Source organism: Natrinema salaciae (genome assembly GCF_900110865.1).
GTDB classification, from domain to species: domain Archaea; phylum Halobacteriota; class Halobacteria; order Halobacteriales; family Natrialbaceae; genus Natrinema; species Natrinema salaciae.
The window spans coordinates 109,505-132,808 of record NZ_FOFD01000001.1; the positions used below are offsets into that span (position 1 = coordinate 109,505).

Genomic DNA, 23,304 nt, shown 5'->3' on the forward strand with positions numbered 1-23,304 from the left:
GCAGCGGCGATGTCGATAGAGCCAAAACCCACCGAGGCCGGTACCTCTTTGTAGCCGCCGGTCCCAATTATCTATGACAGCGACTAGCACAGGTAAATGACTCGCGTTAGCAAAAAGCCTATCCGCTCACGAATCGGAGTTATCGACATCGTCGTCCCCAAATCATGAACGAAGTCCAACTGGAGGTTGCGAAGGCGTACCCGAACGACTCGGGTCGTGGTATCGCCCGACTCGACCCGGACACGCTGTTGCATCTGAAGCTCAGTCCGGGCGACATCATCGAAATCGAGGGTGCAGATACGACTGCCGCGAAGGTCTGGCGTGCGGACCGGCAGGACTGGAACACGGACACCGTCCGTATCGACGGCTTCACCCGCCAGAACGCCGACGTCGGCATCGGCGAACGGGTGACGATTCGTAAAGCCGAAGCGACGAAAGCCGACAAACTGGTGCTCGCACCGCCCGAGGAGGCGTCGGTCCAGTTCGGTTCCGACGCCGCCGGCATGGTGAAACGCCAGATCCTGAAGCGCCCGGTCGTCGGTCGCGACATCGTCCCCGTGATGTCCTCGACGAACCACCCGTTCATGCGGTCGCCCGGCCAGGCGATTCCCCTGATCGCCGTCGAAACCGAACCCGAAGGCGTCGTTCTCATCACCGAGGACACCGACGTCGAACTCCGCGAGGAACCTATCTCGGGCTTCGAGAAGACCGGCGGCGGGATCACGTACGAGGACATCGGCGGTCTGCAAAACGAGATCCAGCGGGTCCGGGAGATGGTCGAACTCCCGATGAAACACCCGCAGATCTTCAAGAAGCTCGGGATCGAGCCGCCCCAGGGCGTGCTCTTGCACGGTCCGCCAGGGACCGGGAAGACGCTGCTCGCCAAAGCCGTCGCCAACGAGACCTCCGCCAGTTTCTTCTCTATCGCAGGCCCGGAGATCATCTCGAAGTACTACGGCGAGTCCGAACAGCAACTCAGGGAGATTTTCGAGGACGCAACCGAGGAGTCGCCGTCGATCATCTTCATCGACGAACTCGACTCCATCGCCCCGAAACGCGAGGACGTCACCGGCGAGGTCGAACGCCGCGTCGTCGCCCAGCTGCTGACGATGATGGACGGCCTCGAGTCACGGGGCCAGGTCATCGTCATCGCGGCGACCAACCGCGTCGACAGCGTCGATCCGGCGCTCCGTCGACCGGGTCGGTTCGACCGGGAGATCGAGATCGGCGTCCCGGACGAGACGGGACGGGAGGAGATCCTGCAGATCCACACCCGCGGGATGCCCCTCTCGGACGACGTCAACCTCGGTCACCTCGCCGACGAGACCCACGGCTTCGTCGGTGCCGACATCGAGAGTCTGACGAAGGAAGCGGCGATGAAGGCGCTCCGGCGCTACCTGCCGGAGATCGATCTCGACGAGGAGGACATCCCGCCGAGCCTGATCGACAGGATGATCGTCAAGCGGGAGGACTTCCGCGGCGCGCTGAACGAGGTCGAGCCGTCGGCGATGCGGGAGGTCCTCGTCGAACTGCCGAAGATCTCCTGGGACGACGTCGGCGGCCTCCACGAGGCGAAAGACCAGGTGAAAGAATCCGTCGAGTGGCCGCTCTCGAACCCCGAACGGTTCAGCCGGCTGGGCGTCGACCCGCCGGCCGGCGTCCTGCTGTACGGGCCACCGGGCACCGGGAAGACCCTCATGGCCAAGGCCGTCGCCAACGAGACGAACGCCAACTTCATCTCCGTGCGGGGCCCGCAACTCCTCTCGAAGTGGGTCGGCGAATCGGAGAAAGCCATCCGCCAGACCTTCCGCAAGGCGCGGCAGGTCTCGCCGACGGTCATTTTCTTCGACGAGCTCGACGCACTCGCGCCGGGCCGGGGCGGTGAAACCGGCTCGAACGTCTCCGAGCGGGTCGTCAACCAGCTCCTGACCGAACTCGACGGGCTCGAGGAGATGGAGAACGTGATGGTCATCGGTGCGACCAACCGTCCGGACATGATCGACCCCGCGCTGCTGCGCTCCGGCCGATTCGACCGGCTGGTCATGATCGGGCAGCCCGACATCGACGGCCGCGAGAAGATCCTCGAGATCCACACCCAGGACACGCCGCTGGCCGCGGACGTCACGCTGCGCGAGATCGCCGAGATCACGGACGGCTACGTCGGGAGCGACCTCGAGTCGATCGCCCGCGAGGCGGCCATCGAGGCGCTGCGCGAGGACGAGGAGGCGGACATCGTCGAGATGCGCCACTTCCGCCAGGCCATGGAGAACGTCCGGCCGACGATCACGGACGACATCCTCGACTACTACGAGCAGATCGAAGAGGAGTTCCAGGGCGGCACGAGCGGCCCCGATCCGACGGGTCGTCGCGGGAGCCGCATCGGCTTCCAGTAGGCCCATCTGCCACTATCGTTTTATATTTTATATAGAAGACATTCAGGGATTAGTAGTAGTGTTCTGAGCAACAGAGGAATTGGTGAACCTGTTGACTTTCTTGCGATATTCACTCACCTCTTCTGGGTCAATATATTCAATAGACCACATTAGTGAACCTCCTTTGGGGTGAATGTGCCCATGGAGTCCGATGTAATCACTCTCTTTCGTTTCGTCTATATTAGTAGAGAATCTTCTATCTATCCCGTTGATTTCTGCAGATACTTCATACATATTTGCTTCCTCTACCCAATCTCCGGACAGATATTCCTGGTATGGTGGAAGTGGATTAGATTCCTTCTCCCATTCCCGTTCACTTGATCCGAGCGTTACTATTTCAGTCACAGGCTCCCGCTCATCTGCACGAACTGTCACTTTCACATGTATCTTTTCCTTATCCGTATTAACAATTGTCACATATACTAAATGTATATCATTAGAGCAGACGTACGACTGGCAGCCAGAGAGGATAGGTAGCGATCCGACAATACAGGCGCTAACAACTGATCTTCGGGTATATTTCATTTTAGTGCGTTAATTATTCACCATGGTACACAACTATTCGATCCATTGTACCACAATTATTCTTTTTCAAACATATTTTCGTATCTTCACCTTATTACTAAACCTATTGTTTGGCTTATTAGTGTGGTATTATAAACATTTTGCGTGCCGGGACCGATTTATATTCTTGACAAATATCAATATTTGGTTAAATTATTAAAATTCATACTTGGCAGTCACGATTAGAGATGCTGTTTGCCTCATCGGAACCGTTCGTCCATATCATCCGCCACCGGGCACACTGTCGCTCGCATTGGGAGAGCCAGCACCGGCCGTTAGCGCGGACGGTCCCGTCAAAATCTGGACGACCGCCGAAGTCTCGGGTCGCCTCGTCGCGACCGAGCGGCTATGGACCACCGACGGCGACATCGCGACCGTTGCCGTCGACTGACTCGTTACCGAGCCCGACACACGATACCGAATCGCGGCTCGAACCGAGGTCCCGACGACGGCTTCCGGCTGCGTTCCGCGCTCCGAGCGGCCGACGACTCTCGGTCTTCGGTACCGGCGACGAACTGCGCTCGTTGGAACCGGACGCGGACGATCGTGACGGCATTGACCGAGCGACCGACGCTGACGAACCGCCCTCGGATCGCCGGCCCGAGACTCGACTCTAGGGCCGGTCGGTCCCCTCGCGAGCGGCCTCGAGGTGCCGCCGCTCGATCCGGACCTCCGACGCCTTCTCGTTTGCCGTCTCGGGGTCGTACTCGTCGGCGACTTCACGGATCGCCCGCATCGAGGCGTTCCTGACCAGCGCCTCGAGGTCGGCCCCGGTGTAGCCCTCGAGTTCGGCGGCGAGTTCGGCGACGTCGACGTCGTCGGCGAGGGGTTTCCCCTCGGTGTGGACCGCGAGGATCTTTTCTCGAGCCTCGAGATCGGGTTCGCCGACGAAGACGTGCGTGTCGAGTCTGCCCGGCCGAAGCAAGGCGGGATCGATCTGGTCCTTGCGGTTGGTCGCGGCCAGTACGACGAGATTGGGGTTCTCCCGCATGCCGTCGAGTTCGGTCAGGAGCTGCGAGACGACGCGCTCGGTGACCTCGTGGCCCTCGCCGCGGGCGGCCGTGATCGCATCGATCTCGTCGAAGAAGACGATCGACGGGGCCGACTGCCGGGCACGCTCGAACACCTCGCGGATCGCCTTTTCGCTCTCGCCGACGTACCGGTCGACGATCTCGGGGCCATCGACGCGGACGAAGTTGACGTCCGTCTCGCCCGCCAGTGCGCGAGCGAGCAACGTCTTGCCCGTTCCGGGCGGGCCGTACAGCAGGACGCCGGAGGGCGGATCGGTGTTCGTCGCTTCGAAGAGCCGGTCGTAGGTCAGCGGCCACTCGACGGACTCGCGGAGCGTCTGCTTCGCCGCCTCGAGGCCGCCGACGTCCGAGAAGTCGGTGGTCGGCGACTCGGCGACGTACTCGCGCATGGCGGACGGTTCGATGGACGCGAGCGCGGCGTCGAAGTGGGTCTTCCGAACCGTCGGGTTTCGGTTCCAGTCGCGCCGGTCGTCGGCGTCGGTCGGACGATCGCGGATCGCGGCCATCGCGGCCTCGCTCGCGACGGCGTCCAGATCCGCCCCGACGAAGCCGTGGGTCCGTCGCGCGATCCCGTCGACGTCGACGTTGTCAGCGAGGGGCATCCCACGGGTGTGGACCTCGAGAATTTCCCGGCGACCCTCCTCGTCGGGGACCCCGATCTGAATCTCGCGATCGAAGCGACCGCCGCGCCGGAGCGCGGGATCGATCGTATCGACGCGGTTCGTCGCGCCGATGACGATCACCTCGCCACGAGCGTCGAGCCCGTCCATCAGCGTCAGCAGTTGGCCGACGATCCGGTTTTCGGCGTCCCCCTCGTCGTCGCGCGTGCCGGCGATCGAGTCGATCTCGTCGAAGAAGACGATCGTCGGGGCGTTCGCTTCGGCCGTCTCGAACACCTCGCGGAGGCGTTCCTCGCTCTCGCCTTTGTACTTCGACATGATCTCCGGCCCCGAGATCGTCTCGAAGTGGGCGTCGACCTCGTTGGCGACGGCGCGGGCGATCAGCGTCTTGCCGGTGCCCGGCGGGCCGTACAGCAGGACGCCCGACGGCGGCTCGACGCCGAGTCGCCGGAACAGCTCCGGTTCCGAGAGGGGGAGTTCGATCATCTCGCGGACGAGTTCGAGTTCCTCGTCGAGCCCGCCGATGTCCTCGTACGTGACGCCGGAGTTCGCTGCCGGTTCGTCCGCCTCCGTCTCGGAGCCGGGTTCGTGACTCGGCGTGGCTCCCGGCGAGTCGCTCGAGCCCCGGGTTCGATCGCCGGTGGCGGACGCGGTCGCGGTGCCGCCCGGTCCCGCGTCGGCGGCGGCGATCCGGATCGTCGTCTCGGCCGTGATCCGAACGTCGCCGGCGGGGTCCGTGTCGGTGACCCGGAACGGCTGCTGATCGATCCCCTCGATCCGGATCTGTTCGCCGGCGCGCACCGGTCGATTGCGAAGGTTCGTCGTCGCCTCGCGTTCGGCGGCGCGGCGCTGTTTGTCGGGGAGCCCCGGCGGCGCGATCAGCGTGACCCGATCGGCGTCGGTGATGGTCGACTTGTCTTTCGCCCGGACCGACACCGAGTCACCGACGTGGACGCCGGCGTTCGCACGGGTGTCACCGTCGATCTGTACGGCGGTTTCCGGGACCGACTGATCCGCGGGCCACATCTTGGCGACCGTCGTCTCGTCGCCCTCGATCACGACGGTATCGCCGCTGAGAACCCCGAGCTTTCGCCGCGCCGGCTCGGGAATTCGCGCGACGCCCCGACCGGCGTCCCCTTTCTCCGCAGCGCGAACAGACAGCGTCACGCCGTCCGATTCCGACGAACTCATACGCGTTCCTTTCGCGCCGGTCGCCTTGAGAATTGTCCCATCGGGACGGTGCAATCGATCGCGACCGAGACCGAGCCGCGATCGGTCGGCGTCGGCTACAGCGCGTTCTCGAGCAGTCGATCGATCCCGCGTCGTAGCCGTTCGGAGGCAGACGGTGCCGAAATTCCGAGGCGATCGCCGACGTCCTCGGTCGACGCCTCACGGGGGACCGCGAAGTATCCCGCCTCGTGGGCCGCGGTCAGCGCCTCGTACTGTTCGCGGGTGAGGCCGAACGGTGGGTCGTCCGTCGACGGTTCTCGAGTGAGCCGCTCGAGTTTGAAGGTCCCGCCGCGGTCCGTACAGAACGTCCGGTACTCCGCGAGCGCCTCCCTGTCGGGAAATCGCGCTCGCCCCCACCAGCCGTCGACGGTCACGATTCCGCCCAGCGGCGTGGTTCCGAGTTCGACGTACTTTCGGTAGATCGGCAGCGGCGGATCCCGAAGCTTGATCCGATACAGCGCGCCTCCGTCCGCGTCGGTGAGCGTCGTGCACGTTTCGACCGTGGGATCGGCCGCGAGCGCCTCGGGAAGCGCGCCGTCGTCGTCGACCGCTCGACAGAGAACGATCGGTCGATCCGGGTCGACGACGAGTATGCGTTCGATGTAGAGCGTACTCCCCGGCACTGCCGCGACCGTCTCCGTCAACGGCAAGTCGGGAGAGTTGAGCTGAAACTCTGCGACGAGGCCCATACACCGCTTTCGACCGGCATCCTACTTAAACTCCCTAATGTATGAGATACAGGTTGATCGGCCGACGACGCGTACGTTCGGGTGAGTATGAGCACTGACGGCCTCCCTGCGATGCAACTCGAGACGGGAACTCGATCGCACAACTACTACCGAAACGCAGTCGAGAAACACTGGGACCCGCACGAGATCGATCTCGAGGCGGACCTCGAGGGGGCCGCCGAACTGCCGGAGCCGGCGTTCGAGGGCCTCAAGCAGTCGCTCGCGCTGTTCGGCGCTGGCGAGGAGTCGGTGACGGAGGACCTCGCGCCGCTGGCGGTCGTGCTGGAGGACATCGGCGATCAGATGTTCATCACGACGCAGCTCTACGAGGAGTCGAAACACACCGACTTCTTCGATCGCTACTGGCGAGAGGTGATCCACGCCGAAGAGAAACGGCGCGGGCAGGAGCTCTCGTCGCCGACGGACGAGCGGTGGTTCAGCGAGCCCTACGACGAGCTCTTCGAGCGCAACGAGCGGGCGATGGCGCGACTCCTCGAGGCGGACACGCCGGAGAACCGCGCGAAGGCCCACTGCCACTACCACCTGACGATCGAAGGAATTCTGGCCCAGACCGGCTACTACGGGCTCACCCTCGCGTACGGTGAGAACGAACCCGAACTGCCCGACCTGCCGGGGCTGGTCGAGGGGCTCAAGCTGATCCGCAGCGACGAGGGACGCCACGTCGGCTTCGGGATGGCGAAACTCAAATCGCTCGTGAGCGAGGGACAGGTCGAGTCCGACCTCCTCCGCGAAACCATCGACGAACTCGTTCCCCTCGTCCAGGAGAGCCTGACGAGCGACGAGGGGGCCAGTACCGAGGGCGGCCCCGGTCCGAGCCCGTCCGATCTGGCCGACTACGCGTACACGAAACACGAACAGCGGATGCAACAGATCACCAGTGCGAGCGAGGAGATCCCGGACGTCGACGAGCTGACCGAACTCGAGGCGTAATCAGCGGCTCCCGGGAGTACGACGAGCCGATACGCGTTGCAGCGACCGGAGAAACGCCTTTTGTCGTTCGTGTTCCATCGGGAACCATGGTCGTCCAGACAGAACGCGACGACGTCACCTGGTACGAGTGCGAGACCTGCGGGCTCCTCTTCGACGAGAAGTCGGACGCGACGGAACACGAGAAACGGTGCGACGGCTCCGACCCGACCTACATCCAGTAGCTCAGTCGAGCCGGTCGCGGTGCTCGGCGGCGAGGTCGCGCGCTCCCTCGAGCGTGTGGGTTTCCGTCCACCGGACGCGGTCGCCGTCGCCGTAGGCCAACGCGGTCTTGAGTTCGTCCCGGAGGACGCCGTGATCGACCGCCAGCACCGCTCCGGAGCCGTCGCCGAGTTCGTAGACGCCGGGTCGATCCGGGGCGGCGGCGACCGTCTCACGCTCGAGGTCGCGCCAGGGTTTCTGCAGCGGCATCAGTCGGCGCTCTCGACGAGTTCGTAGGCGTGTTCGCTGAGCTCGTCCTCGGCGAAGACGAACACCCGGCCGTCGACGACCGAGAGATCGGCCTCGACGCGGATCGAATAGGCCTCGGTCGCGACGGTCACGCCCGGAAACAGTTCCTCCTCGTCGTCGCGCTCGAGCATCACGCGGCCGACGCCGGTCGTCTCGAGGATGTCGTCGTGGGTGTTCCGGTCGTTGACGTACGTCATGACGCCCTCGACGCCGTCGGGGTCGGTGACGAGGACGTGGACTTCCTTCCCCGGTGGCGTGGTCAGCGGCCCCTCGACGGGTTTCGGCGGACCGTGGTAGAACACGTCCCGGCCGTCGTGGTACTCGACGACCACCCCGCCGTCGACGAGATCGACGCCGATCGTACTCGGAGCGACGTTGTTGCGCGCGCTCATCGATCGACCATTCGGGCGGATCGGGGAAAAGGGGTGCGTTCTGCCGCTCGTCCAGTCGAGTGCCAGCTTCGAACCGCCGGGGAAACGGGGCCAGGACTTGCACGGACCGTCAGCCGTAAGTACACCCTCTGAGAGTGTTCGAGTATGGATGGCCGTGCCGTCGCTCCCGCAGCCGGGACCGTACTCAACGCGCTCGCGACCGGGACGGGATCGGCGTTCGCGATCGATCTCGAGACGACGGCGACGGTCGAGCTCACCGACGACGGCGCGGTCGTCGGCGAGATCGCCGGACAGCCCGAGGCCGACGCGACGCTCATCGAGCGCTGTACCGCGATGACGATCGCCGAGTACGCCGAACGGGCAGGACTGGACGAGTCGACCGTCGGCGCTCGCGTCGAGACCGAGAGCGAGGTCCCGATGGCCGCTGGACTGAAGAGTTCCAGCGCCGCGGCCAACGCCACGGTGCTCGCGACGCTGGACGCCCTCGAGGTCGCCGATTCCGTCGAGCGGATCGAGGCCTGCCGGCTCGGCGTCCGGGCCGCCCGCGACGCCGGCGTGACGGCCACGGGCGCGTTCGACGACGCCAGCGCGAGCATGCTCGGCGGCGTGACGGTGACCGACAACACGAGCGACGCGCTACTCGTCCGCGACGAAATCGATTGGCAGGCGGCCGTCTACACGCCGCCCGAACAGGCATACAGCGCCGACGCCGACGTCTCGGCCTGCGAGCGCGTCGCCCCGATGGCCGCCCTCGTCGAAGAGCTCGCGCTCGATGGCCGCTACGGCGAGGCCATGACGGTCAACGGCTTCGCCTTCTCGGCCGCGCTCGGGTTCTCGACCGACCCCATGATCGAGGCCCTGCCCGACGTCACCGGCGTCTCGCTCTCCGGCACCGGTCCGAGCTACGTCGCCGTCGGCGATCGGAACTCGCTCGAGGCGGTCCGAGACCGATGGGACGAACGGGACGGAACGACACGACTACTGCGGACGCGAACGGACGGAACACGAACGATATGACTCGAGACCACACTGACGCGACGACGGACGGCGGGACCGACGAGGAGGATCGCACCCCCGAAGAGATGGACCTCGACGAGCTTCGCGAGGAGATCCGGACCATCGACCAGGAGATCGTCGAACTGATCGCCCAGCGGACGTACGTCGCGGACACGATCGCCGCGGTCAAAGACGAACAGGGACTCCCGACGACCGACGAGAAGCAGGAACAGCAGGTCATGGAGCGGGCAGGCGACAACGCCGAACAGTTCGACGTCGACGCAAACCTCGTGAAGGCGATCTTTCGGCTGTTGATCGAACTGAACAAGGTGGAACAGCGGGAGAGCCGATAGCTCGAAATTCGGCATTAAAAGCCGTATGGACCCCGTTTAGCCCTCAAAATAATCTTCCGATAGCTGCTCTTTCGATCCAGGCTCGGTGAAAAACACCATCTCCGGTTTCGGTGGCTCCGAAGGAGGTGGTAGGGACAAGAGGGAAATCGTTTTGCCCCCGCACTCACAATGTACACACATGAGTTCCGAGTCAAAGAAGAAGCGCGTCCAGTTCCGTGCACCGAGGGGGCTGGTAGACCGAGCCGACGCGCTCGCTGCGGTGTTCGAGACGGATCGGACGGACATCCTCATCTCCGCGCTTCGGGACTACCTGCGGGACGCCGCGCACTCCGACGAGGTGAAACAGGAGATCGCGGAGGCCTTTTACGACGACGACATCACGTTTGAGGAACTGAAAGATCTCGTCGGGCACGAGGAAGCCGCCAACTTCCGACTGCTGAAGGAGCAACTGACCGACGAATTCGTGGACGAGGTCGCGGAGGAACTGGCCGACTCATAGATGGTTCTGATAGTCGCCGACACGTCGGCTCTCGTAAGTCTCGGGACGGTGGCGGGGGGCTCACCGAATCCACTCGACCTCCTCCTCGATTCACACACCGTGGTCGTCCCAGAGCAGGTCATCGACGAACTCACCGAGACTGCATCCTACGACGACGCATCCGGTGAGGCGGCACAGGCGGTTCTCGACCGTAGCTCTACGTTCGAGACTCGTTCCGTCGAACTGGACGAGACGTTCCCCCTGGACGATGGCGAGAACGCGGCGGTCACGCTGGCGAACGATATCGACGCCGTGCAACTGCTCTGTGACGAGTTCAATCGACTTGCGCTCGTCCACGCCTCGCTAGCCGAGACCCGCCTCGTCACGACGCCCATCCTCCTCACCGCGCTGGTTCGCAACGACGCGATCTCGCCTGACGCTGCCGACGAGTTCTTGGCCGAGATGAGTGACGCTCGCAGTTGGTCGTCAAACACCTACGTCGAGCGGGCGCAGTCCACGCTTCGACAGCAACGCGATAACGAGCAACCCGATCCGAAGTGATCGACTCGTTAGACACGCGATAGCCGATCGGACCGACTCTCCGTATAGCAGGGCACCTCATTTAAATATGGCACGGATATACACCCTCTGTATCCTGACTTCTATCGTATTGGGCGTGTGGTTGGACACTATTTCCCAAGAATCCATTATGGACTTCAGCGACTTGAACAAGGTGTCTCAACGACGTAACAGGGAGGAATCAGCAGACGGCGGCCAGTTTCAGGAGTAGACACATCTTCGAAAACACCCTATTTAAATAGGGATTTATTGCAAAAGAACCGAAACCGCACGACAGCGGAGACTATCCGTTTTCAGATGTACAACGGGTACATCTTCTCTCGGTACAGTTGTTCCACGTCCTCGTAGTAGGTGTGGACATAGTGGTCGAGCGCATCGTGGGCCCGACCAATCGATGTGTCCGTCACGTCTCCTCTCATGTACTTCACGTGTTCATGGTTGATGCTGTCCAAGTCGTTCACAGTGTCGGAGGACAGGCTTTCTGAGTTTAGATATGCCGGAGAGTGGGAGTGGGCAACCGAAGGCGGTCTGGGTTACAATGAACTCTCGGATTCGTGAGGGCGGGGGATTCGTTCTGGGTTGAGGGGGCACGGGGCGTTCTGGACTGTGCGCGTTGCCTGCATAGTGCGACCGCGAACAGCCCATCACGCCCCGTGTGATAGTGCAAGAGTTTCTGTAGAGAGGGGGCCAGTCGGGGCGGGAGCCTGAAAAGTCTTGAAGGAGCACTATAACGAGATGTCGGAGACGGAGAGGATGGAGCAATATCCTCTAGGTCGCACCCAGACCGACTACCCGTTACTGTACTCCCACATCCCCTCGCCACGCTCGATGGCACTCGACTCTGCGTTAGCGAGTTCGTCGCGGTACTTCGACTCCACATCGACGGTACGGGCGAGGCCGAGACCGATGAGTTTCTGACTCATGTTCCAGACGCTATCTTGCCCCCGTCCGCCCCCGTACTCGTGGTGGATGAAGACGAGTCGATTGCCGTTCTCGTCAGTCTCAGGAGTGGTAGGGTCGATTTCGACCTCGACATCCTCGCGCCAGATTTCCGCCTGACCCAAGCGCCGCGCCTTGTAGCCGAAGTCAGCAAGGCGTGCCGTCTGGTTGGACTCGTACCCGAACGCCTCGTAGTCAACCTCGTCCTTCTCTTCCGCAGGCGCGTCGATACCTGCGAGGCGAACCGTCTCGGTCGTGCCGTCCTCGTACTCGACCTCATAGGTGTCGCCAGTGAGGACATCGGAGACGTAGACAGGTATCCTCTCAGATTCTGGCTCGTCTTCGGTTGAGGTGGAGGAATTCTCGTCGTTCTGTGTGTTGGTCTCTCCAGCATCTTCGCTGTCCTCGGTGTCTGGGTCGGCCGTGTCGGAATCGGGCTCACTGTCGCCCGTACATCCTGCAACAAGGATACTTGTCGCCGAACCGACTACCGAAAGGTAATCTCGTCTATCGAATCTCATGACCTATCAAATAGGTATTATATTTGTTATATAATCTTTTCGAAACATTGTGCGGAGTGTCGCATCGATAATATTTATTTCCGGGATTCGGGAGAGAGACGGATGATGTCGTCCCAAATCGGCGCATCGTGTGATTCTGAGAGGTCGAGAGCTTGTACGCACGCTTCCTCTCCGTTCGGGAACGAGACCCATGACTCGACGACCGGCCGGTCACCCTCTTCGTTCTCTGGCTCTCGGAGAACCACATCATGAGCCCGGTCGCCCTCGTTGAGGTCCAGGTTGTCGTCATCAGACGGCACGCAATAGACCACGACGTGGATGAGGTCGACGGGTCGGTCGTCAACGATGTGGTCACTGCTGATATGGTCTGAGACGTGGCCCGCGGTTCCCGACGGGTCAAGGGTCATGGCTGATTGTTCGAGGAGTTGAACGATAACGCCTGGGGCGAAGTTGGGTAGGTCTACAGAGAAAGCGGAAAAGTACACAAGACCGTGTAACGTGAGTTATCGAACTGAACAAAGTTGAGCAACGTGAAAGCAGGTGGCCGAATTCGACTGTTTCAGACCTTCTATTGTCGATCGGGTGTCTGATTCTTCTTCCGGCAGTTGCTCTTTCGTTCCTCAATCGGTGACAGATGACACGGCTCCATAGCCGTCCGGGGTCACTGAATCAAAGAGAGCCCACGTGGCGGAGATCGAGGCATCACGAAAATCAACGTCCGTGAATCCTTCAGCTGACAGGAGTCTCGTGCTGCATACAGAGGGTGTGTCCATCGAATCGGATCAGGGACGGATATGCTTGAATACGCGGGATTCGATTTTCTGGAGATGCTCACCCACGGTGGCAACAGAACAGTCCAGTCGTTCCGCGATATCACTATGGGTCGCCTGCCGTGGAACGTCGTAGTATCCGAGGGACAGAGCGACATCCAGCACCTCTCGTTGGCGGTCGGTCAACAGGGCTACGATGTGTCCTCCTGCGTCCGGATACGGGCCGATACGCTCGATAGTCACGTCGAGTTGCGGCGGCACGTCAGCAAGCGCCTCTCGTAACACATCGTTCGTCTCGCCAAGCATCTCCACGCTGAGCCGTCCGTCGCTGGTACTCCCGATCGGGAAATTGAAGAACACCTCGTGGATTCGGGGGAGCTCTAAGAACCGCTTCATGGCAGGCGGTGGCCGAGCGTGTATATACACGAGCCCGTTCTGTGGCTCCTCGCTGGAGATACTGTACCCGAGTACGTCCGTGTGGTCACCCAGCAATCGTCTCGCTTCGTCGAGGTCACCTCGGAGCCGACCAAGCAGGATGACGGTTTCATCCGCGAGGACGTTGAGATGGTAGATTTGCTCTCTTTCGAATTCCGAGTCCGCACCGAACATTCTGTATGCGATGTGTGAACTCTCTGGTTGGTCGAGCGTGAAGGTGACAGCCCGCATGCGCTAGTCGACCTCCGTCTCGATGCTCTCTGGATTCATTGCCCGTAGTTCGCTCCGCTTTGACTTATATACTACCGATAATGCTAGGCAGTCTCCAGACCTGTCTCGTCACCCTACTCACTGGTAGAACCATGGCTGAGTCACGAACAGGTCCGACGGGAGACGAACCGACGAATCAATCGTATAACTACAGGAATTTTAGCCCGGAATACTACGACTTCAGAAGCTTCGATGGGCCCGAGCCGGGCGACGACGCCCCCAATTTCGAAGCTGTAACGCTGGAAGGAGAGACGGTCGAATTTTCGGATTTCAGGGGGAGTTGGGTCGTCCTGGAGACCGGCAGCATCACGTGTCCCATCACGGATTCGAAAGTCCACGTGATGGACGAACTCCAGAAGCAGTTCGAAGACGTGGTGTTCATCCTGCTGTATACGAGGGAGGCTCATCCAGGAGAACACTTTGAGGCTCACGACTCGTTGGAAGCCAAACTCGAACGAGCACGGACGTTTGCAGCCGAGTACGACGTTGAGCGCACCGTCCTCGTGGACGACGTTGAAGGAACCGCCCACAGGAAATACGGGGGGATGCCGAACTCGGTACACATCGTGAACCCCGATGGCGTGGTCGTGATGCGAGGCGACTGGAACGACGTACGGACAGTGACGGAGGTACTCAAAAATAGGGACGAGAATAGAATCTACGAACGCGATATCTACCGGGGCAGCCCGGTATTCTTCACACAGAAGAAAGGGGCCACGAGAGTGCTAGCCAATGCAGGCCCACGGGCTGTTTGGGATTTCATCAGGAATGCGCCGGCACTCGCACTGATGCATCTGAAAAAAGAGTTCAGAAGTAAGCAGTCGAAAAGATAGGGTATGGACGAGCGAGAGAGTGAGGAGGACACGCAGCGATCGTGGGGGTGTCGCTGGAAAGGGGAGATGGCGGAGCGGAAACCGGGGGTGAATTTATTGAGTGTGGTGATGGGGAGGTGTGGATGTCGTCGGTGTCGGGGGAACGTATTGCGAGAAGCAAGTCAAGGAGCAGTTGCGGGAACGTCACAGACCCCTCCCGAGTCGTTAACAGTCGCTGGGGGTTGTCGTGTCGCACTTCTTTGCCAGCCTCTCCATCTACACTCGACTCTCACAGTACACCCATGCCAAAATCCTGGCTGTACAGAACGATTTGGTTCGTTTGAGCGGGCCTCGCTGGACTCCTTCCATATCACCATCATCGCGTATTTATAAGTGAATGCGTTTCAATGACTGTACCCATCGATAACGGCACTCTTGAATTCGAGATACTCCCTATTTTCAGGAGAACCGATCATGGATTTCATCTACCTGAACGAAGTTGAGCAGCGGGAGAGCAGGTGAGGCCCAAAACACACGTATTAGTTGCTCCATCTCCCAAGTAGAAATTCAAAGTTCGTTTCTGAGGGATTCTTCGCGTTCGGTCGGAGTCGATGAGCAGCCAGAAGACTGGAAACCCGTCCACGTCGAACACGTTCCAACAACACCGCCCGAATACTACGCTCAGTCTCGATGAGAGAAACACCGCGAAGCTAGCGGTCAGTTCCTACTGCTGTGTTCTCACCCAAAGACACAAGATTCTGTGTATGCATAGCTTTCTGTATGCCCAGTATCACTGTCAATGTCGATGACGACCTCAAAGACCGAATGGAGCAACATCCGGAGATCAACTGGAGCGAAGTCACCCGCCAGGCTATTCGGGAGAAGATCGAGACGCTGGACGTGATGGACGAACTCACGTCCGGAAGCGAACTCACCGAGAGCGACGTCGCGGAAATAGCCGACAAGATCAACGAGAGCGCACGCGATCGCGTCGAAGAGGAGTCGAAGTAGTCCCGACGAATGAAGCTGATTATCGACGCCAATGTCATCATCTCAGCGCTCATTGCCGACTCGAAAACTCGTGAACTCATCGTTACGCTTGACCCAGATCTCCTGACACCCGAGTTCGTCCACGACGAAATCGAGAACTACACGGGGTTGATCGTCGATAAATCCGGGATGCATCCGGATCGAGTCGCGCAGTTCATCGACCTTCTGTTTCAGTATATCGAGGTTGTCCCCGCCAGCGAGTTCTATCCCTACATCGAGGAGGCCGACGCAGCGATCGGCGAAACTGATCCCGATGACGTGCTGTACGTCGCGTGTGCCCTCGCCAGTGACGCGGACATCTGGAGCGACGACACTGACTTCGAAGAACAAGCCGTCGTCGGGGCCCATTCGACGACCGACGTGATCGGCACGTTCGATACGCACTAGCTGACCGGTACTACCGATTGTAGGCTACGGCAGTTTTGTTTGTATATGTCGTCTAAGGATGCTGTACCCTGTCTTCACCAGGATGATTTTGTTACTATGGGTTGGTTTCTGATACTTCAGCTACGGATTTAAACCGCCTGAATAAGGTCGAGCAGCGAGAGAGCAGATAATCAGGTTCGGCATCTTCAGCCCGTGTATTGCTGGTCGATGCCGAAATTTTTCCTTGGAAGCAATTCCACTTGAACAGCAATTAACTGTAGTTGTTATTGGCAGGCACCAACCTAATAGGCTCGAGCGTACGTCCGCTCTCTTCCGCGAGGAAGAGCTATATCTGCCGACTGAAGAGAGGTAACATACAACATGACAACCCCGAAGAGATCGAAAAGACGGTCGAACGATCGGTCGAGGACGTCGGCTCTTGGCCGGGTGTGACAGTTGGAGAGCATCGGTTCGGAGGGACTGAATAGCGAGTGGGCTCACGTGAAATCGGACACGTCCACGCCTGGGGGATGCTCGACATCGCATACCTCAGAGCACTTCGGGATACGCTCGTCGAACAGGGGGGAAACAGAAATTCATCATCTACTCGACGAGTCAGGCTGGACGATCTTCTACATCGAACACCCGGACGACTACGACCGTGCACGGTGGCTCGTTCGACTCTCGTACCTGTATCACGTGAATGTTCTCAAGAAGACACCTGCCGGGGCCGAAGAGTACGCGCCTATCGATGTCCTGAGCGAGTTGGATGAGCTTACGCCCAGCGATACCGTCAGGGCCGCCTTCGAGCGTCGTCCAGGTACGGCCGGGTCGCCCGATCTGAAAAACTACAAGCCTCTTTGAGGGAGACTGACGGCTATTGTGGTGGCCGCTCTTGATACGCTGAACGAGACATCTAGATGGTCCAATACTCGGGGCGGCGAACCGCTATACCGACTTGGTGGGCTCGATCGTTACTCGACGGTGATCCGTTCACTGGTGAAACGTTCGGCGTAGGTCACGAAGTTCTCGAGAATGCGAAGGCCGAGCTCACCGCTCTTCTCCGGGTGGAACTGCGTTCCCATCACGTTCCCCCGTTCGTTTGCAGCGATGGCCGCAAAGTCGAACCCGTAGTCACACGAGGCAACCGTGTGACTGGCGACTTCCGAGCCGTACGAGTGGACGAAGTAGGCGTATTCCCCGTCTTCGATACCGTCCACGAGCGGATGGTCTCGCTCGACGGTGAGTGTGTTCCAGCCCATGTGCGGAACCTTCACGTCGTCGTTCGGAAGTCGTTCGACGAGTCCTGGAATGAGGTCGAGGCCATCAATGGTTTCGCCGTCAGGTGCGCCCTCAGTACTTTCCGTGAACATGAGTTGCAGGCCGACACAGATGCCGAGAATAGGCGTCTCCGCTGCGACCTCGACGAGGACGTCGTGGAAGGGCTTCGAGTTACGAACGCACCGACACCAGGGAGGACGAGTGCCTCCGCCGACGAAATCTCCGATGGATCGTCAGAGACGGTCACCGTCGCATCCGCTCGTTCCAGCCCGCGCTGAAGGCTTCGGAGGTTCCCGACCCCGTAATCGATTATGGTGACTCGCACACCGAGTGTTGATCTCGCCGTGGTAAATCGCTTCTCGTTTCTCCGAACGTACCGTTCTTATTACCTTTTTCGAGGAATCCAGAAACCGGAAAAGTACACGTGGCCGTGTAACGTGTGTTATAGGCCTGAACAAAGCTGATTGGTACAAGTATAGGTAACAATATACGCAGATGTAGAAGTAGGATAGACCGATACTTGTATTTTGATGTACAGTTAGCGAACATCGATGACCCAGCAGGAAGAGTTCGAGTTCTCCTCCGTTCGATTGGTTCCCGAATTCTCCTCGTACTGTACGGAAGAAAACATCGTCTGGGTGCCCGATGCGATTACTCTCAAACTGCGTCGGAAATCTGATTCGGTAAATGGTATGGAAGTGTCACATTCGCACACCTCTCTCGAACACATCTTTCTGTTACTCAACCAACTTGAAGAAGGAGAGCCGGGAACCGTTCTCTGGGGGAGTAGTAGCATTGGAGTTACGTTCACGGGAGACAGGGTAGCTCTATCTCACAAGGGTAGCAAGTTAGTTGGCTCACCCACCTCGGCCCGACAAGCCGTGGAAAATCTCGTGAGGGAGACGTTCGAGGAACTTCACCGCCAAGGGGTCGATACCCATCACGTCGCTCGACAACTCCAACAAGGCCGCTTTGCCCCCTGGACAGCCGACCCGTTAGAGATTCACAACCAGATGAGAGACTGAAAGCGGAGAAGTACACGCAATCGTGTAACGTGAGTTATCGAACGGAACAAGGTCGAGCAAGGGGAGAGTCGTTGAAAAACACTGTCTTTTGGCGTTTCACGCCACAGACCGTGCCTCTCTCGGCTATTCTCCTGGAAGCGTAGACGGGTTTAGTTGTACTCACCCGTCGTGATCGGCCAAAAGAGGGGACACAAGATTACGACATCCTGTGAGGTGGTACTCTTCTTTCAGCAGTTGCTCGTTCGATCGTCGTTCGATCAGCGAGAGCGAAACCGAGTACACAAACGAACCGCTACGACGAAGAAGGTCGCTTATTCGACGCTATCTCGAATTACCATCACTTTCACCCTCTGAACGCCGTCGAAATCGCGGAGTCGGTACGTCAGTTCACGGACCCGTTCAGCGGCCCCTCGACAAAACAGCGACTCGAGGCACCACTCGCCCTGGTGGGTGTGGCTCGTATTGAGAATGACGTCCTGATACTCGTGTTGCGCGCCGTGGAGTTCCTGTATGACGTCGTGATGGCGGTAGTCGAAGCCAACGAGCGCGACGATCTCGCCGGTCGTATCTTCGAGGCGAGAATGGGTCTCGATGAACTCCAGCATCGCTTCTCTTACCGCCCTCGACCGATTTTCGATTCCCTCGTCCTGCCATACCCGGTCGAACTCCTCGATTACCTCGTCAGGGATGTTGAAACTCGTTCGCATTACCCACCACTGAACCGTGCAGATACAAGAGACTCGTTATGACGAGTCCCCTCGTTCGGTATTAACAACCGTTAAAGTCAGCTATTTCCGAGCACCAAGTGAGGCGATGTTCCCCAACGAACTGCTTGGTCCGCTCGTGGGCGCGGTCGTACTCGGGGCAATCCACGGTATCGAACCGGGCCACGGCTGGCCAGTCGCCGCCTCGTACGCGCTCGATCAAGCCAACAAGTGGGCGTACGGGTTCGCAGCAAGTTTCATCATCGGCGTCGGCCACCTCGTCAGCAGTATTGCGATGGTGGGAGTATTCTTCTACGCGAAGGACTACTTCAACCTCACACAGCTCAACGAGCCGATCACGATACTCGGTGGCATCCAGATCGGGGGGCCAGTCAGTCTCGTGGCCGGTGTCCTGCTCATCGGCCTCGGCATCCGCGAGTACGTCCACGGCCACTCTCACGGGAATCACGGTGATAACCACGACCACGACTCCGACCACGGACACTCGCATGTCCACGAACACGACCCGGACGAGCATCACAACTACTCAGACGACCACGGCCACGACGACGACCATTCGCACGACCACGACGACGGTGGACTAACTTCCCGTCTGAACGGGTTCGTCCCGTTCGTTGGCGGCTACTCTCACTCACACGACGACCTCGACGAGACCGCCGACCGGGGGCTCCTCGGTATCGCGTGGTTCGCGTTCGTCCTCGGGTTCGCACACGAGGAGGAGTTCGAGATCATCGCGCTCTGTGCCGGGTCGAACTACTGCCTCGAACTGATGAGCGCGTACGCTCTCACGGTCATCGTGGGTATCGTCGGACTGACGATGCTGTTGATTGCGGGCTATCACCACTCCGAGGAGAGAGTCGAGCAGTACACACCGTACCTCCCAGCGTTCTCCGCCGCCGTCCTCATCGCTATGGGAGTTGGGTTCATCGTCGGCTTGTTCTGAAAGAGCACACCACGACACATGGAATACGAGTACGACGGAGAACACGGACCTCACCTAATTGTACACCGACGTTGCCATCGTTGGAGCGAGTCCCGCTGGATGCGGACTCGAGCATGTACTGTTGAGACTGTTCTCACCGAGCGTCGTCACGACCTGAGCAGGGACGTTCACGGAGACGGCTTTCAGCCGCCTGTGCTTCGGCTCTTTACGGACTGACGTTGACGGTCGATGACCGTCGCGGGGAACCCACCGAGTCACTCTCGAGCTCATTCGCCGGTGTTGGCCTCTCTGTCGGTCCTGGAGGGCCCCGACGGTGAGATGTTCTGGTTGCGGCTGAAGAAATTCGTCGGATCGTACTCGTCCTTCAGCGTAACTAATCGCTCGTACGTCGGTCCGAACGTGGTCCGCATCATGTCCTCACCGTCTTCGAGGAATCCCGGGAAGTTGAGGTAGACCGACCCGTCCGAGAACTGCCGCATATCGTCGAGACAGTCACGCACCCACTCGACGTTAGCATCGTCGTTCCCCGGACGTTCCCAGTTGGCTTCGACCCCTAGCAGGAAGGGGGCGTGCCGCCCCGCGAACGCACTATCTTCGACGTCACCCTGGGCGATTGCGCCCCCTAACTGCCAGACATCGACCGTCGAGAGCGGTGAGGGTGCCACGTCGGCCCAGTAACCGATGCGGTCGATCGCCGAATCGGGAAGGTCGTCGAGGTACAGCGACTTCCAGTAGTAGCGCATTCCGTCTGGGTAGTCCTCGTCGAGGAGCTGTTGGAAGTCCGTGTAGGGCATCACCCCACTGAAATCTGCGATCGGGGCCGCGAGTTCCCGTAAGGGCGACAGCACCTGAGTGCCGTCATCCACCGAGCCTGCATAGCAGCCCATGATGGCGAATTTCTGCCGGTGGACATCGTCGCCCTCGAACAATTCCTCATCAGGTAGTTCGCCAGCGAAAATGAGTGTACTGACCTCGTCGGGTGCCGATTCGACGTAGTGACGGTACGCTCGCAGGCAATCGACCAGCTGGTCGCTCGGATAGAATACGAGGCACATCGCCACCTCGGGTCCGACGGAATGGAGGGTGAACTCGAAGGACGTGGCGATGCCGAAGTTGCCGCCGCCACCACGGAGACCCCAGAAGAGGTCGGTGTTCTCGTCCGTACTGGCAGTCACGTACTCGCCGTCCGCGGTAACGAGGGTCACGGAGCGGAGGTTGTCACAACTGAGTCCGTACTTACACCGGAGATGGCCGATGCCGCCGCCGAGCGTGAGTCCCGCGACGCCCGTATCCGAGACGACGCCGCCGGGGGTTGCCAGCCCGAACGCCTGCGTCTCGTGGTCGACGTCTGCCCACGTTGCGCCGGCCTCGACCCATGCAGTTTGCGAGTCGGGATCGACGCGAACACCAGTCATCTCCGAAAGGTCGATGACCAGTCCGTCGTCGCACACGGCGCTTCCAGCGACGTTGTGACCGCCGCCACGTACCGCCACGAGAAGGCCGTTTTCACGGGCGAAATTCACCGCACTGATGACGTCCGCGGTACCACTACACCGAGCAATCAGTGCCGGGAGCTCGTCGATCATCCCGTTCCATACCGCGCGAGCGTCGTCGTAGTCCGCATCGTCGGGACGAATAACGGTCCCGTGAAACACCCCCTCGAACTCGGTTAGTTGCTCGTCGTCGATGGTCTGTGGTCCCATATCAACTCACACACTCCGCTGGGCCTTGGCCTCACCCACCGAGCAGCGCTCCGCACCAAGAATAGTGTTTCAGACGGTGAAACGAAGTACGGGTTCCGTACGGGCTAGAGTTACTACCCCTGGTATCTATTCTCTAGCAAGAGAGCGCCATGACGTCTGATCAAGACGAACAATCGACCGACGATTGGCGCACACAACCGGGGTCACCGGTGTTCGAGGCCATTCTGGAGAATGCGCGAAACCGTCGCCATCTCGGCCAGCGACTGAACGCAACGGGTGATCGTGTGGACACGGACCTCCTCGGCGACATCGTCCGGCATGGTCCAGTTCTCGAAGCACTGCTGACCGAACCCCTCGATCGTGGAGAGATCGAAGACCGTCTCGACGTTTCGCGGGCGACGAGCCACCGCTTCACGCGGTGGCTCGATGAACAGGGGTTCGTCGAGAAGATCGATGGGCGATTTCAATTGACTGGACGAGGTGAAGTCGTCGCAGAGGAGGTGCTCCGCTTCGAGGCGAACGTACAAACCGCACACAGCCTGACGCCGCTGCTCGATGCGATCTGTGAGGACCACCGGGAGTTCGTCGTCGAGCCGTTCGTGGACGCGACGGTTACCGTCGCGGAACCAGATGACCCGTATCGACCCATCGAGCGGTTTATTTCACTCGTCCGGGAGTCGGAGACGTTCCGGGGATTCAATACGACACACATGGCACCGCTCGTTCTCGGCGGGTTCCACCAGCAGCTGTTCGATGCAACCGATACCGAGGTCATCTATCTCCCCCACATCGCCGAGACACTCTTCGACACGTACCCCGAGCGTGCCCGGGAGGCAATCGAGAGCGGGCACCTCGCCCTCCTAACGCGCGATGAACTGCCGTATGGGCTCGCACTCTTCGATGAACGTGTTGGAATAGGTGGTTACGACGAGGCGACGGGGCTTATGCAGGTGTTCGTCGATACCGATGCACCGATCGCGCGGGAGTGGGCCGAACGTGTGTATACCTCGACAAAGGACGATTCGAAGCCGCTCGACGAACGAATCGATCTATCACGCTAACGTCGCGGTTCAACGCACGACGAGGGGTTAGCACCAGTTCAGATCGGCGGAGTACAGATCAGCATGACTGCGATCGACGCGCTCGAGGAGACCTAATCTTTCGGACTATTCGACCCGGACTGTTCCGACCATCCCGGAGCCCTCGTGTGGAACGCAGTAATATTCGTACGTTCCGGGCTCCTCGAACGTATGCTCGTACTCATCACCGGGGGCAACGAGTCCCTCCCGCATGTGATCTCTTGCGGAGCGTTCGGACTCGAAATCGCCGCTCGCGAAGTACGCGGTGCCGTCCGGAACGTCGTCTTCGTAGGCGGTGACCGTGTGATCTACATCACTCGTGTTCTCCCACGTGACGGCCCGTCCGGGTTCGATAGTCGCGGTCGTCGGATCGAATCCGAAGTCGCCGGTCATCGTGACGGTCTGATCGGTCGGCGACCGCCCGTTCAGACACCCGGCGGTACCGATCGTCGCGAGCGCCGTACCGCTAACTCGTAAGATCGTTCGCCGATCATAGATGTCGGATGACATGGGTTCGAAAGATA

The 23,304-nt window shown here is 60.1% G+C and carries 25 protein-coding genes and 1 pseudogene; 14 read left to right on the top strand and 12 right to left on the bottom strand.

The window, feature by feature from the left end; genetic code table 11:
• The first annotated feature begins 164 nt into the window (after positions 1-164).
• The gene (locus BMX07_RS00595; protein WP_090611861.1) at positions 165-2,393 is read left to right on the top strand and encodes a CDC48 family AAA ATPase; all 2,229 of its coding nucleotides are present in this window, start codon (positions 165-167) and stop codon (positions 2,391-2,393) included.
• Positions 2,394-2,435: 42 nt separating this feature from the next.
• Here the strand turns inward: BMX07_RS00595 and BMX07_RS23465 are convergent, their stop codons facing one another.
• The 3 genes from BMX07_RS23465 to BMX07_RS00610 form a co-directional block, all read right to left on the bottom strand.
• Entirely contained in the window at positions 2,436-2,849 is a 414-nt protein-coding gene (locus BMX07_RS23465) for a hypothetical protein (RefSeq protein ID WP_217643667.1), read from the bottom strand.
• 760 nt (positions 2,850-3,609) lie between these two features.
• Positions 3,610-5,838: an AAA family ATPase gene (locus BMX07_RS00605; RefSeq protein ID WP_090611869.1), complete on the bottom strand. Its 2,229-nt coding sequence runs from the start codon at positions 5,836-5,838 to the stop codon at positions 3,610-3,612.
• 95 nt (positions 5,839-5,933) lie between these two features.
• The gene (locus BMX07_RS00610) at positions 5,934-6,566 is read right to left on the bottom strand and encodes a helix-turn-helix domain-containing protein (RefSeq protein ID WP_090611873.1); all 633 of its coding nucleotides are present in this window, start codon (positions 6,564-6,566) and stop codon (positions 5,934-5,936) included.
• An 87-nt stretch (positions 6,567-6,653) separates the two neighbouring features.
• On the opposite strand from BMX07_RS00610, the gene BMX07_RS00615 reads away from it, so the two are divergent.
• The gene (locus tag BMX07_RS00615) at positions 6,654-7,556 is read left to right on the top strand and encodes a ribonucleotide-diphosphate reductase subunit beta (RefSeq protein ID WP_090611876.1); all 903 of its coding nucleotides are present in this window, start codon (positions 6,654-6,656) and stop codon (positions 7,554-7,556) included.
• Positions 7,557-7,642: 86 nt separating this feature from the next.
• Positions 7,643-7,777 (top strand): DUF7128 family protein, encoded by a 135-nt coding sequence (locus BMX07_RS25370; RefSeq protein WP_281246909.1) that lies wholly within the window; start codon positions 7,643-7,645, stop codon positions 7,775-7,777.
• Between the two features lies 1 nt (position 7,778).
• Here the strand turns inward: BMX07_RS25370 and BMX07_RS00620 are convergent, their stop codons facing one another.
• Together BMX07_RS00620 and BMX07_RS00625 are read right to left on the bottom strand one after the other, a co-directional pair.
• Entirely contained in the window at positions 7,779-8,024 is a 246-nt protein-coding gene (locus BMX07_RS00620) for a DUF7508 domain-containing protein (protein WP_090611880.1), read from the bottom strand.
• On the bottom strand, positions 8,024-8,455 hold the full coding sequence (locus tag BMX07_RS00625) for a DUF5796 family protein (RefSeq protein WP_090611883.1): 432 nt from the start codon (positions 8,453-8,455) through the stop codon (positions 8,024-8,026). The genes BMX07_RS00620 and BMX07_RS00625 overlap by 1 nt, the downstream gene beginning before the upstream one ends.
• Positions 8,456-8,599: 144 nt before the next feature.
• Between BMX07_RS00625 and BMX07_RS00630 the strand changes: the two genes are divergently transcribed.
• From BMX07_RS00630 to BMX07_RS00645, 4 genes are all read left to right on the top strand, one after another.
• Positions 8,600-9,472 carry a shikimate kinase gene (locus BMX07_RS00630; RefSeq protein WP_090611886.1) on the top strand — a complete coding sequence of 291 codons (873 nt, stop codon included), beginning with the start codon at positions 8,600-8,602 and terminating at the stop codon, positions 9,470-9,472.
• Positions 9,469-9,804, top strand: a complete 336-nt coding sequence (locus BMX07_RS00635) for a chorismate mutase (protein WP_090611890.1) — start codon at positions 9,469-9,471, stop codon at positions 9,802-9,804. The genes BMX07_RS00630 and BMX07_RS00635 overlap by 4 nt, the downstream gene beginning before the upstream one ends.
• Positions 9,805-9,982: 178 nt before the next feature.
• The gene (locus BMX07_RS00640; RefSeq protein WP_175480005.1) at positions 9,983-10,303 is read left to right on the top strand and encodes a hypothetical protein; all 321 of its coding nucleotides are present in this window, start codon (positions 9,983-9,985) and stop codon (positions 10,301-10,303) included.
• Complete coding sequence (locus BMX07_RS00645; protein ID WP_090611893.1) at positions 10,304-10,843, top strand: PIN domain-containing protein; 540 nt, start codon at positions 10,304-10,306, stop codon at positions 10,841-10,843.
• A gap of 806 nt (positions 10,844-11,649) precedes the next feature.
• Here BMX07_RS00645 and BMX07_RS00650 read toward each other — a convergent pair.
• The 3 genes from BMX07_RS00650 to BMX07_RS00660 form a co-directional block, all read right to left on the bottom strand.
• The gene (locus BMX07_RS00650) at positions 11,650-12,321 is read right to left on the bottom strand and encodes a thermonuclease family protein (RefSeq protein WP_090611899.1); all 672 of its coding nucleotides are present in this window, start codon (positions 12,319-12,321) and stop codon (positions 11,650-11,652) included.
• Between the two features lie 74 nt (positions 12,322-12,395).
• A complete protein-coding gene (locus tag BMX07_RS00655) occupies positions 12,396-12,728 on the bottom strand; it encodes a hypothetical protein (protein ID WP_090611903.1) in 333 nt (110 codons plus the stop codon).
• Between the two features lie 375 nt (positions 12,729-13,103).
• The gene (locus tag BMX07_RS00660; RefSeq protein WP_090611908.1) at positions 13,104-13,757 is read right to left on the bottom strand and encodes a helix-turn-helix domain-containing protein; all 654 of its coding nucleotides are present in this window, start codon (positions 13,755-13,757) and stop codon (positions 13,104-13,106) included.
• Between the two features lie 131 nt (positions 13,758-13,888).
• On the opposite strand from BMX07_RS00660, the gene BMX07_RS00665 reads away from it, so the two are divergent.
• The 4 genes from BMX07_RS00665 (at position 13,889) to BMX07_RS00680 (ending at position 16,888) form a co-directional block, all read left to right on the top strand.
• Positions 13,889-14,629, top strand: coding sequence for a TlpA family protein disulfide reductase (locus BMX07_RS00665; protein ID WP_175480006.1), 741 nt, complete (start codon positions 13,889-13,891; stop codon positions 14,627-14,629).
• Positions 14,630-15,388: 759 nt separating this feature from the next.
• Positions 15,389-15,619 carry a hypothetical protein gene (locus BMX07_RS00670; protein ID WP_090611916.1) on the top strand — a complete coding sequence of 77 codons (231 nt, stop codon included), beginning with the start codon at positions 15,389-15,391 and terminating at the stop codon, positions 15,617-15,619.
• 9 nt (positions 15,620-15,628) lie between these two features.
• Complete coding sequence (locus BMX07_RS00675; protein ID WP_090611920.1) at positions 15,629-16,045, top strand: PIN domain-containing protein; 417 nt, start codon at positions 15,629-15,631, stop codon at positions 16,043-16,045.
• 480 nt (positions 16,046-16,525) lie between these two features.
• On the top strand, positions 16,526-16,888 hold the full coding sequence (locus BMX07_RS00680; RefSeq protein WP_217643668.1) for a luciferase domain-containing protein: 363 nt from the start codon (positions 16,526-16,528) through the stop codon (positions 16,886-16,888).
• Positions 16,889-16,998: 110 nt separating this feature from the next.
• Here the strand turns inward: BMX07_RS00680 and hisH are convergent.
• Positions 16,999-17,630 (bottom strand): annotated as a pseudogene (hisH, locus tag BMX07_RS00685) (imidazole glycerol phosphate synthase subunit HisH).
• A gap of 226 nt (positions 17,631-17,856) precedes the next feature.
• On the opposite strand from hisH, the gene BMX07_RS00690 reads away from it, so the two are divergent.
• A complete protein-coding gene (locus BMX07_RS00690) occupies positions 17,857-18,330 on the top strand; it encodes a hypothetical protein (protein ID WP_090611924.1) in 474 nt (157 codons plus the stop codon).
• Positions 18,331-18,641: 311 nt separating this feature from the next.
• Here the strand turns inward: BMX07_RS00690 and BMX07_RS00695 are convergent, their stop codons facing one another.
• Complete coding sequence (locus tag BMX07_RS00695) at positions 18,642-19,037, bottom strand: CopG family ribbon-helix-helix protein (RefSeq protein ID WP_090611928.1); 396 nt, start codon at positions 19,035-19,037, stop codon at positions 18,642-18,644.
• 106 nt (positions 19,038-19,143) lie between these two features.
• Here BMX07_RS00695 and BMX07_RS00700 point away from each other — a divergent pair, with 106 nt between their 5' ends.
• The gene (locus BMX07_RS00700; protein ID WP_090611932.1) at positions 19,144-19,998 is read left to right on the top strand and encodes a sulfite exporter TauE/SafE family protein; all 855 of its coding nucleotides are present in this window, start codon (positions 19,144-19,146) and stop codon (positions 19,996-19,998) included.
• 266 nt (positions 19,999-20,264) lie between these two features.
• On the opposite strand, the gene BMX07_RS00705 is transcribed toward BMX07_RS00700, so the two are convergent.
• The gene (locus tag BMX07_RS00705) at positions 20,265-21,701 is read right to left on the bottom strand and encodes an FAD-binding oxidoreductase (RefSeq protein ID WP_090611935.1); all 1,437 of its coding nucleotides are present in this window, start codon (positions 21,699-21,701) and stop codon (positions 20,265-20,267) included.
• A 149-nt stretch (positions 21,702-21,850) separates the two neighbouring features.
• Here BMX07_RS00705 and BMX07_RS00710 point away from each other — a divergent pair, with 149 nt between their 5' ends.
• Positions 21,851-22,762 (top strand): helix-turn-helix transcriptional regulator, encoded by a 912-nt coding sequence (locus BMX07_RS00710; protein WP_090611940.1) that lies wholly within the window; start codon positions 21,851-21,853, stop codon positions 22,760-22,762.
• A gap of 105 nt (positions 22,763-22,867) precedes the next feature.
• Here the strand turns inward: BMX07_RS00710 and BMX07_RS00715 are convergent, their stop codons facing one another.
• Entirely contained in the window at positions 22,868-23,290 is a 423-nt protein-coding gene (locus tag BMX07_RS00715) for a plastocyanin/azurin family copper-binding protein (RefSeq protein ID WP_090611943.1), read from the bottom strand.
• Positions 23,291-23,304: the final 14 nt, after the last annotated feature.

Bases quoted from the DNA above. Each gene is read 5' to 3' on its own strand.
- BMX07_RS00605 (WP_090611869.1), bottom strand. From the start codon at position 5,838: ATGAGTTCGTCGGAATCGGACGGCGTGACGCTGTCTGTTCGCGCTGCG.
- BMX07_RS00695 (WP_090611928.1), bottom strand. From the start codon at position 19,037: ATGCGAACGAGTTTCAACATCCCTGACGAGGTAATCGAGGAGTTCGAC.
- BMX07_RS00625 (WP_090611883.1), bottom strand. From the start codon at position 8,455: ATGAGCGCGCGCAACAACGTCGCTCCGAGTACGATCGGCGTCGATCTC.
- BMX07_RS00650 (WP_090611899.1), bottom strand. From the start codon at position 12,321: ATGAGATTCGATAGACGAGATTACCTTTCGGTAGTCGGTTCGGCGACA.
- BMX07_RS00615 (WP_090611876.1), top strand. From the start codon at position 6,654: ATGAGCACTGACGGCCTCCCTGCGATGCAACTCGAGACGGGAACTCGA.
- BMX07_RS25370 (WP_281246909.1), top strand. From the start codon at position 7,643: ATGGTCGTCCAGACAGAACGCGACGACGTCACCTGGTACGAGTGCGAG.
- BMX07_RS00610 (WP_090611873.1), bottom strand. From the start codon at position 6,566: ATGGGCCTCGTCGCAGAGTTTCAGCTCAACTCTCCCGACTTGCCGTTG.
- BMX07_RS00715 (WP_090611943.1), bottom strand. From the start codon at position 23,290: ATGTCATCCGACATCTATGATCGGCGAACGATCTTACGAGTTAGCGGT.
- BMX07_RS00705 (WP_090611935.1), bottom strand. From the start codon at position 21,701: ATGGGACCACAGACCATCGACGACGAGCAACTAACCGAGTTCGAGGGG.
- BMX07_RS00630 (WP_090611886.1), top strand. From the start codon at position 8,600: ATGGATGGCCGTGCCGTCGCTCCCGCAGCCGGGACCGTACTCAACGCG.
- BMX07_RS00645 (WP_090611893.1), top strand. From the start codon at position 10,304: ATGGTTCTGATAGTCGCCGACACGTCGGCTCTCGTAAGTCTCGGGACG.
- BMX07_RS00675 (WP_090611920.1), top strand. From the start codon at position 15,629: ATGAAGCTGATTATCGACGCCAATGTCATCATCTCAGCGCTCATTGCC.
- BMX07_RS00710 (WP_090611940.1), top strand. From the start codon at position 21,851: ATGACGTCTGATCAAGACGAACAATCGACCGACGATTGGCGCACACAA.
- BMX07_RS00655 (WP_090611903.1), bottom strand. From the start codon at position 12,728: ATGACCCTTGACCCGTCGGGAACCGCGGGCCACGTCTCAGACCATATC.
- BMX07_RS00660 (WP_090611908.1), bottom strand. From the start codon at position 13,757: ATGCGGGCTGTCACCTTCACGCTCGACCAACCAGAGAGTTCACACATC.
- BMX07_RS00635 (WP_090611890.1), top strand. From the start codon at position 9,469: ATGACTCGAGACCACACTGACGCGACGACGGACGGCGGGACCGACGAG.
- BMX07_RS00595 (WP_090611861.1), top strand. From the start codon at position 165: ATGAACGAAGTCCAACTGGAGGTTGCGAAGGCGTACCCGAACGACTCG.
- BMX07_RS00620 (WP_090611880.1), bottom strand. From the start codon at position 8,024: ATGCCGCTGCAGAAACCCTGGCGCGACCTCGAGCGTGAGACGGTCGCC.
- BMX07_RS00700 (WP_090611932.1), top strand. From the start codon at position 19,144: ATGTTCCCCAACGAACTGCTTGGTCCGCTCGTGGGCGCGGTCGTACTC.
- BMX07_RS00690 (WP_090611924.1), top strand. From the start codon at position 17,857: ATGACCCAGCAGGAAGAGTTCGAGTTCTCCTCCGTTCGATTGGTTCCC.
- BMX07_RS00665 (WP_175480006.1), top strand. From the start codon at position 13,889: ATGGCTGAGTCACGAACAGGTCCGACGGGAGACGAACCGACGAATCAA.
- BMX07_RS00640 (WP_175480005.1), top strand. From the start codon at position 9,983: ATGAGTTCCGAGTCAAAGAAGAAGCGCGTCCAGTTCCGTGCACCGAGG.
- BMX07_RS00670 (WP_090611916.1), top strand. From the start codon at position 15,389: ATGCCCAGTATCACTGTCAATGTCGATGACGACCTCAAAGACCGAATG.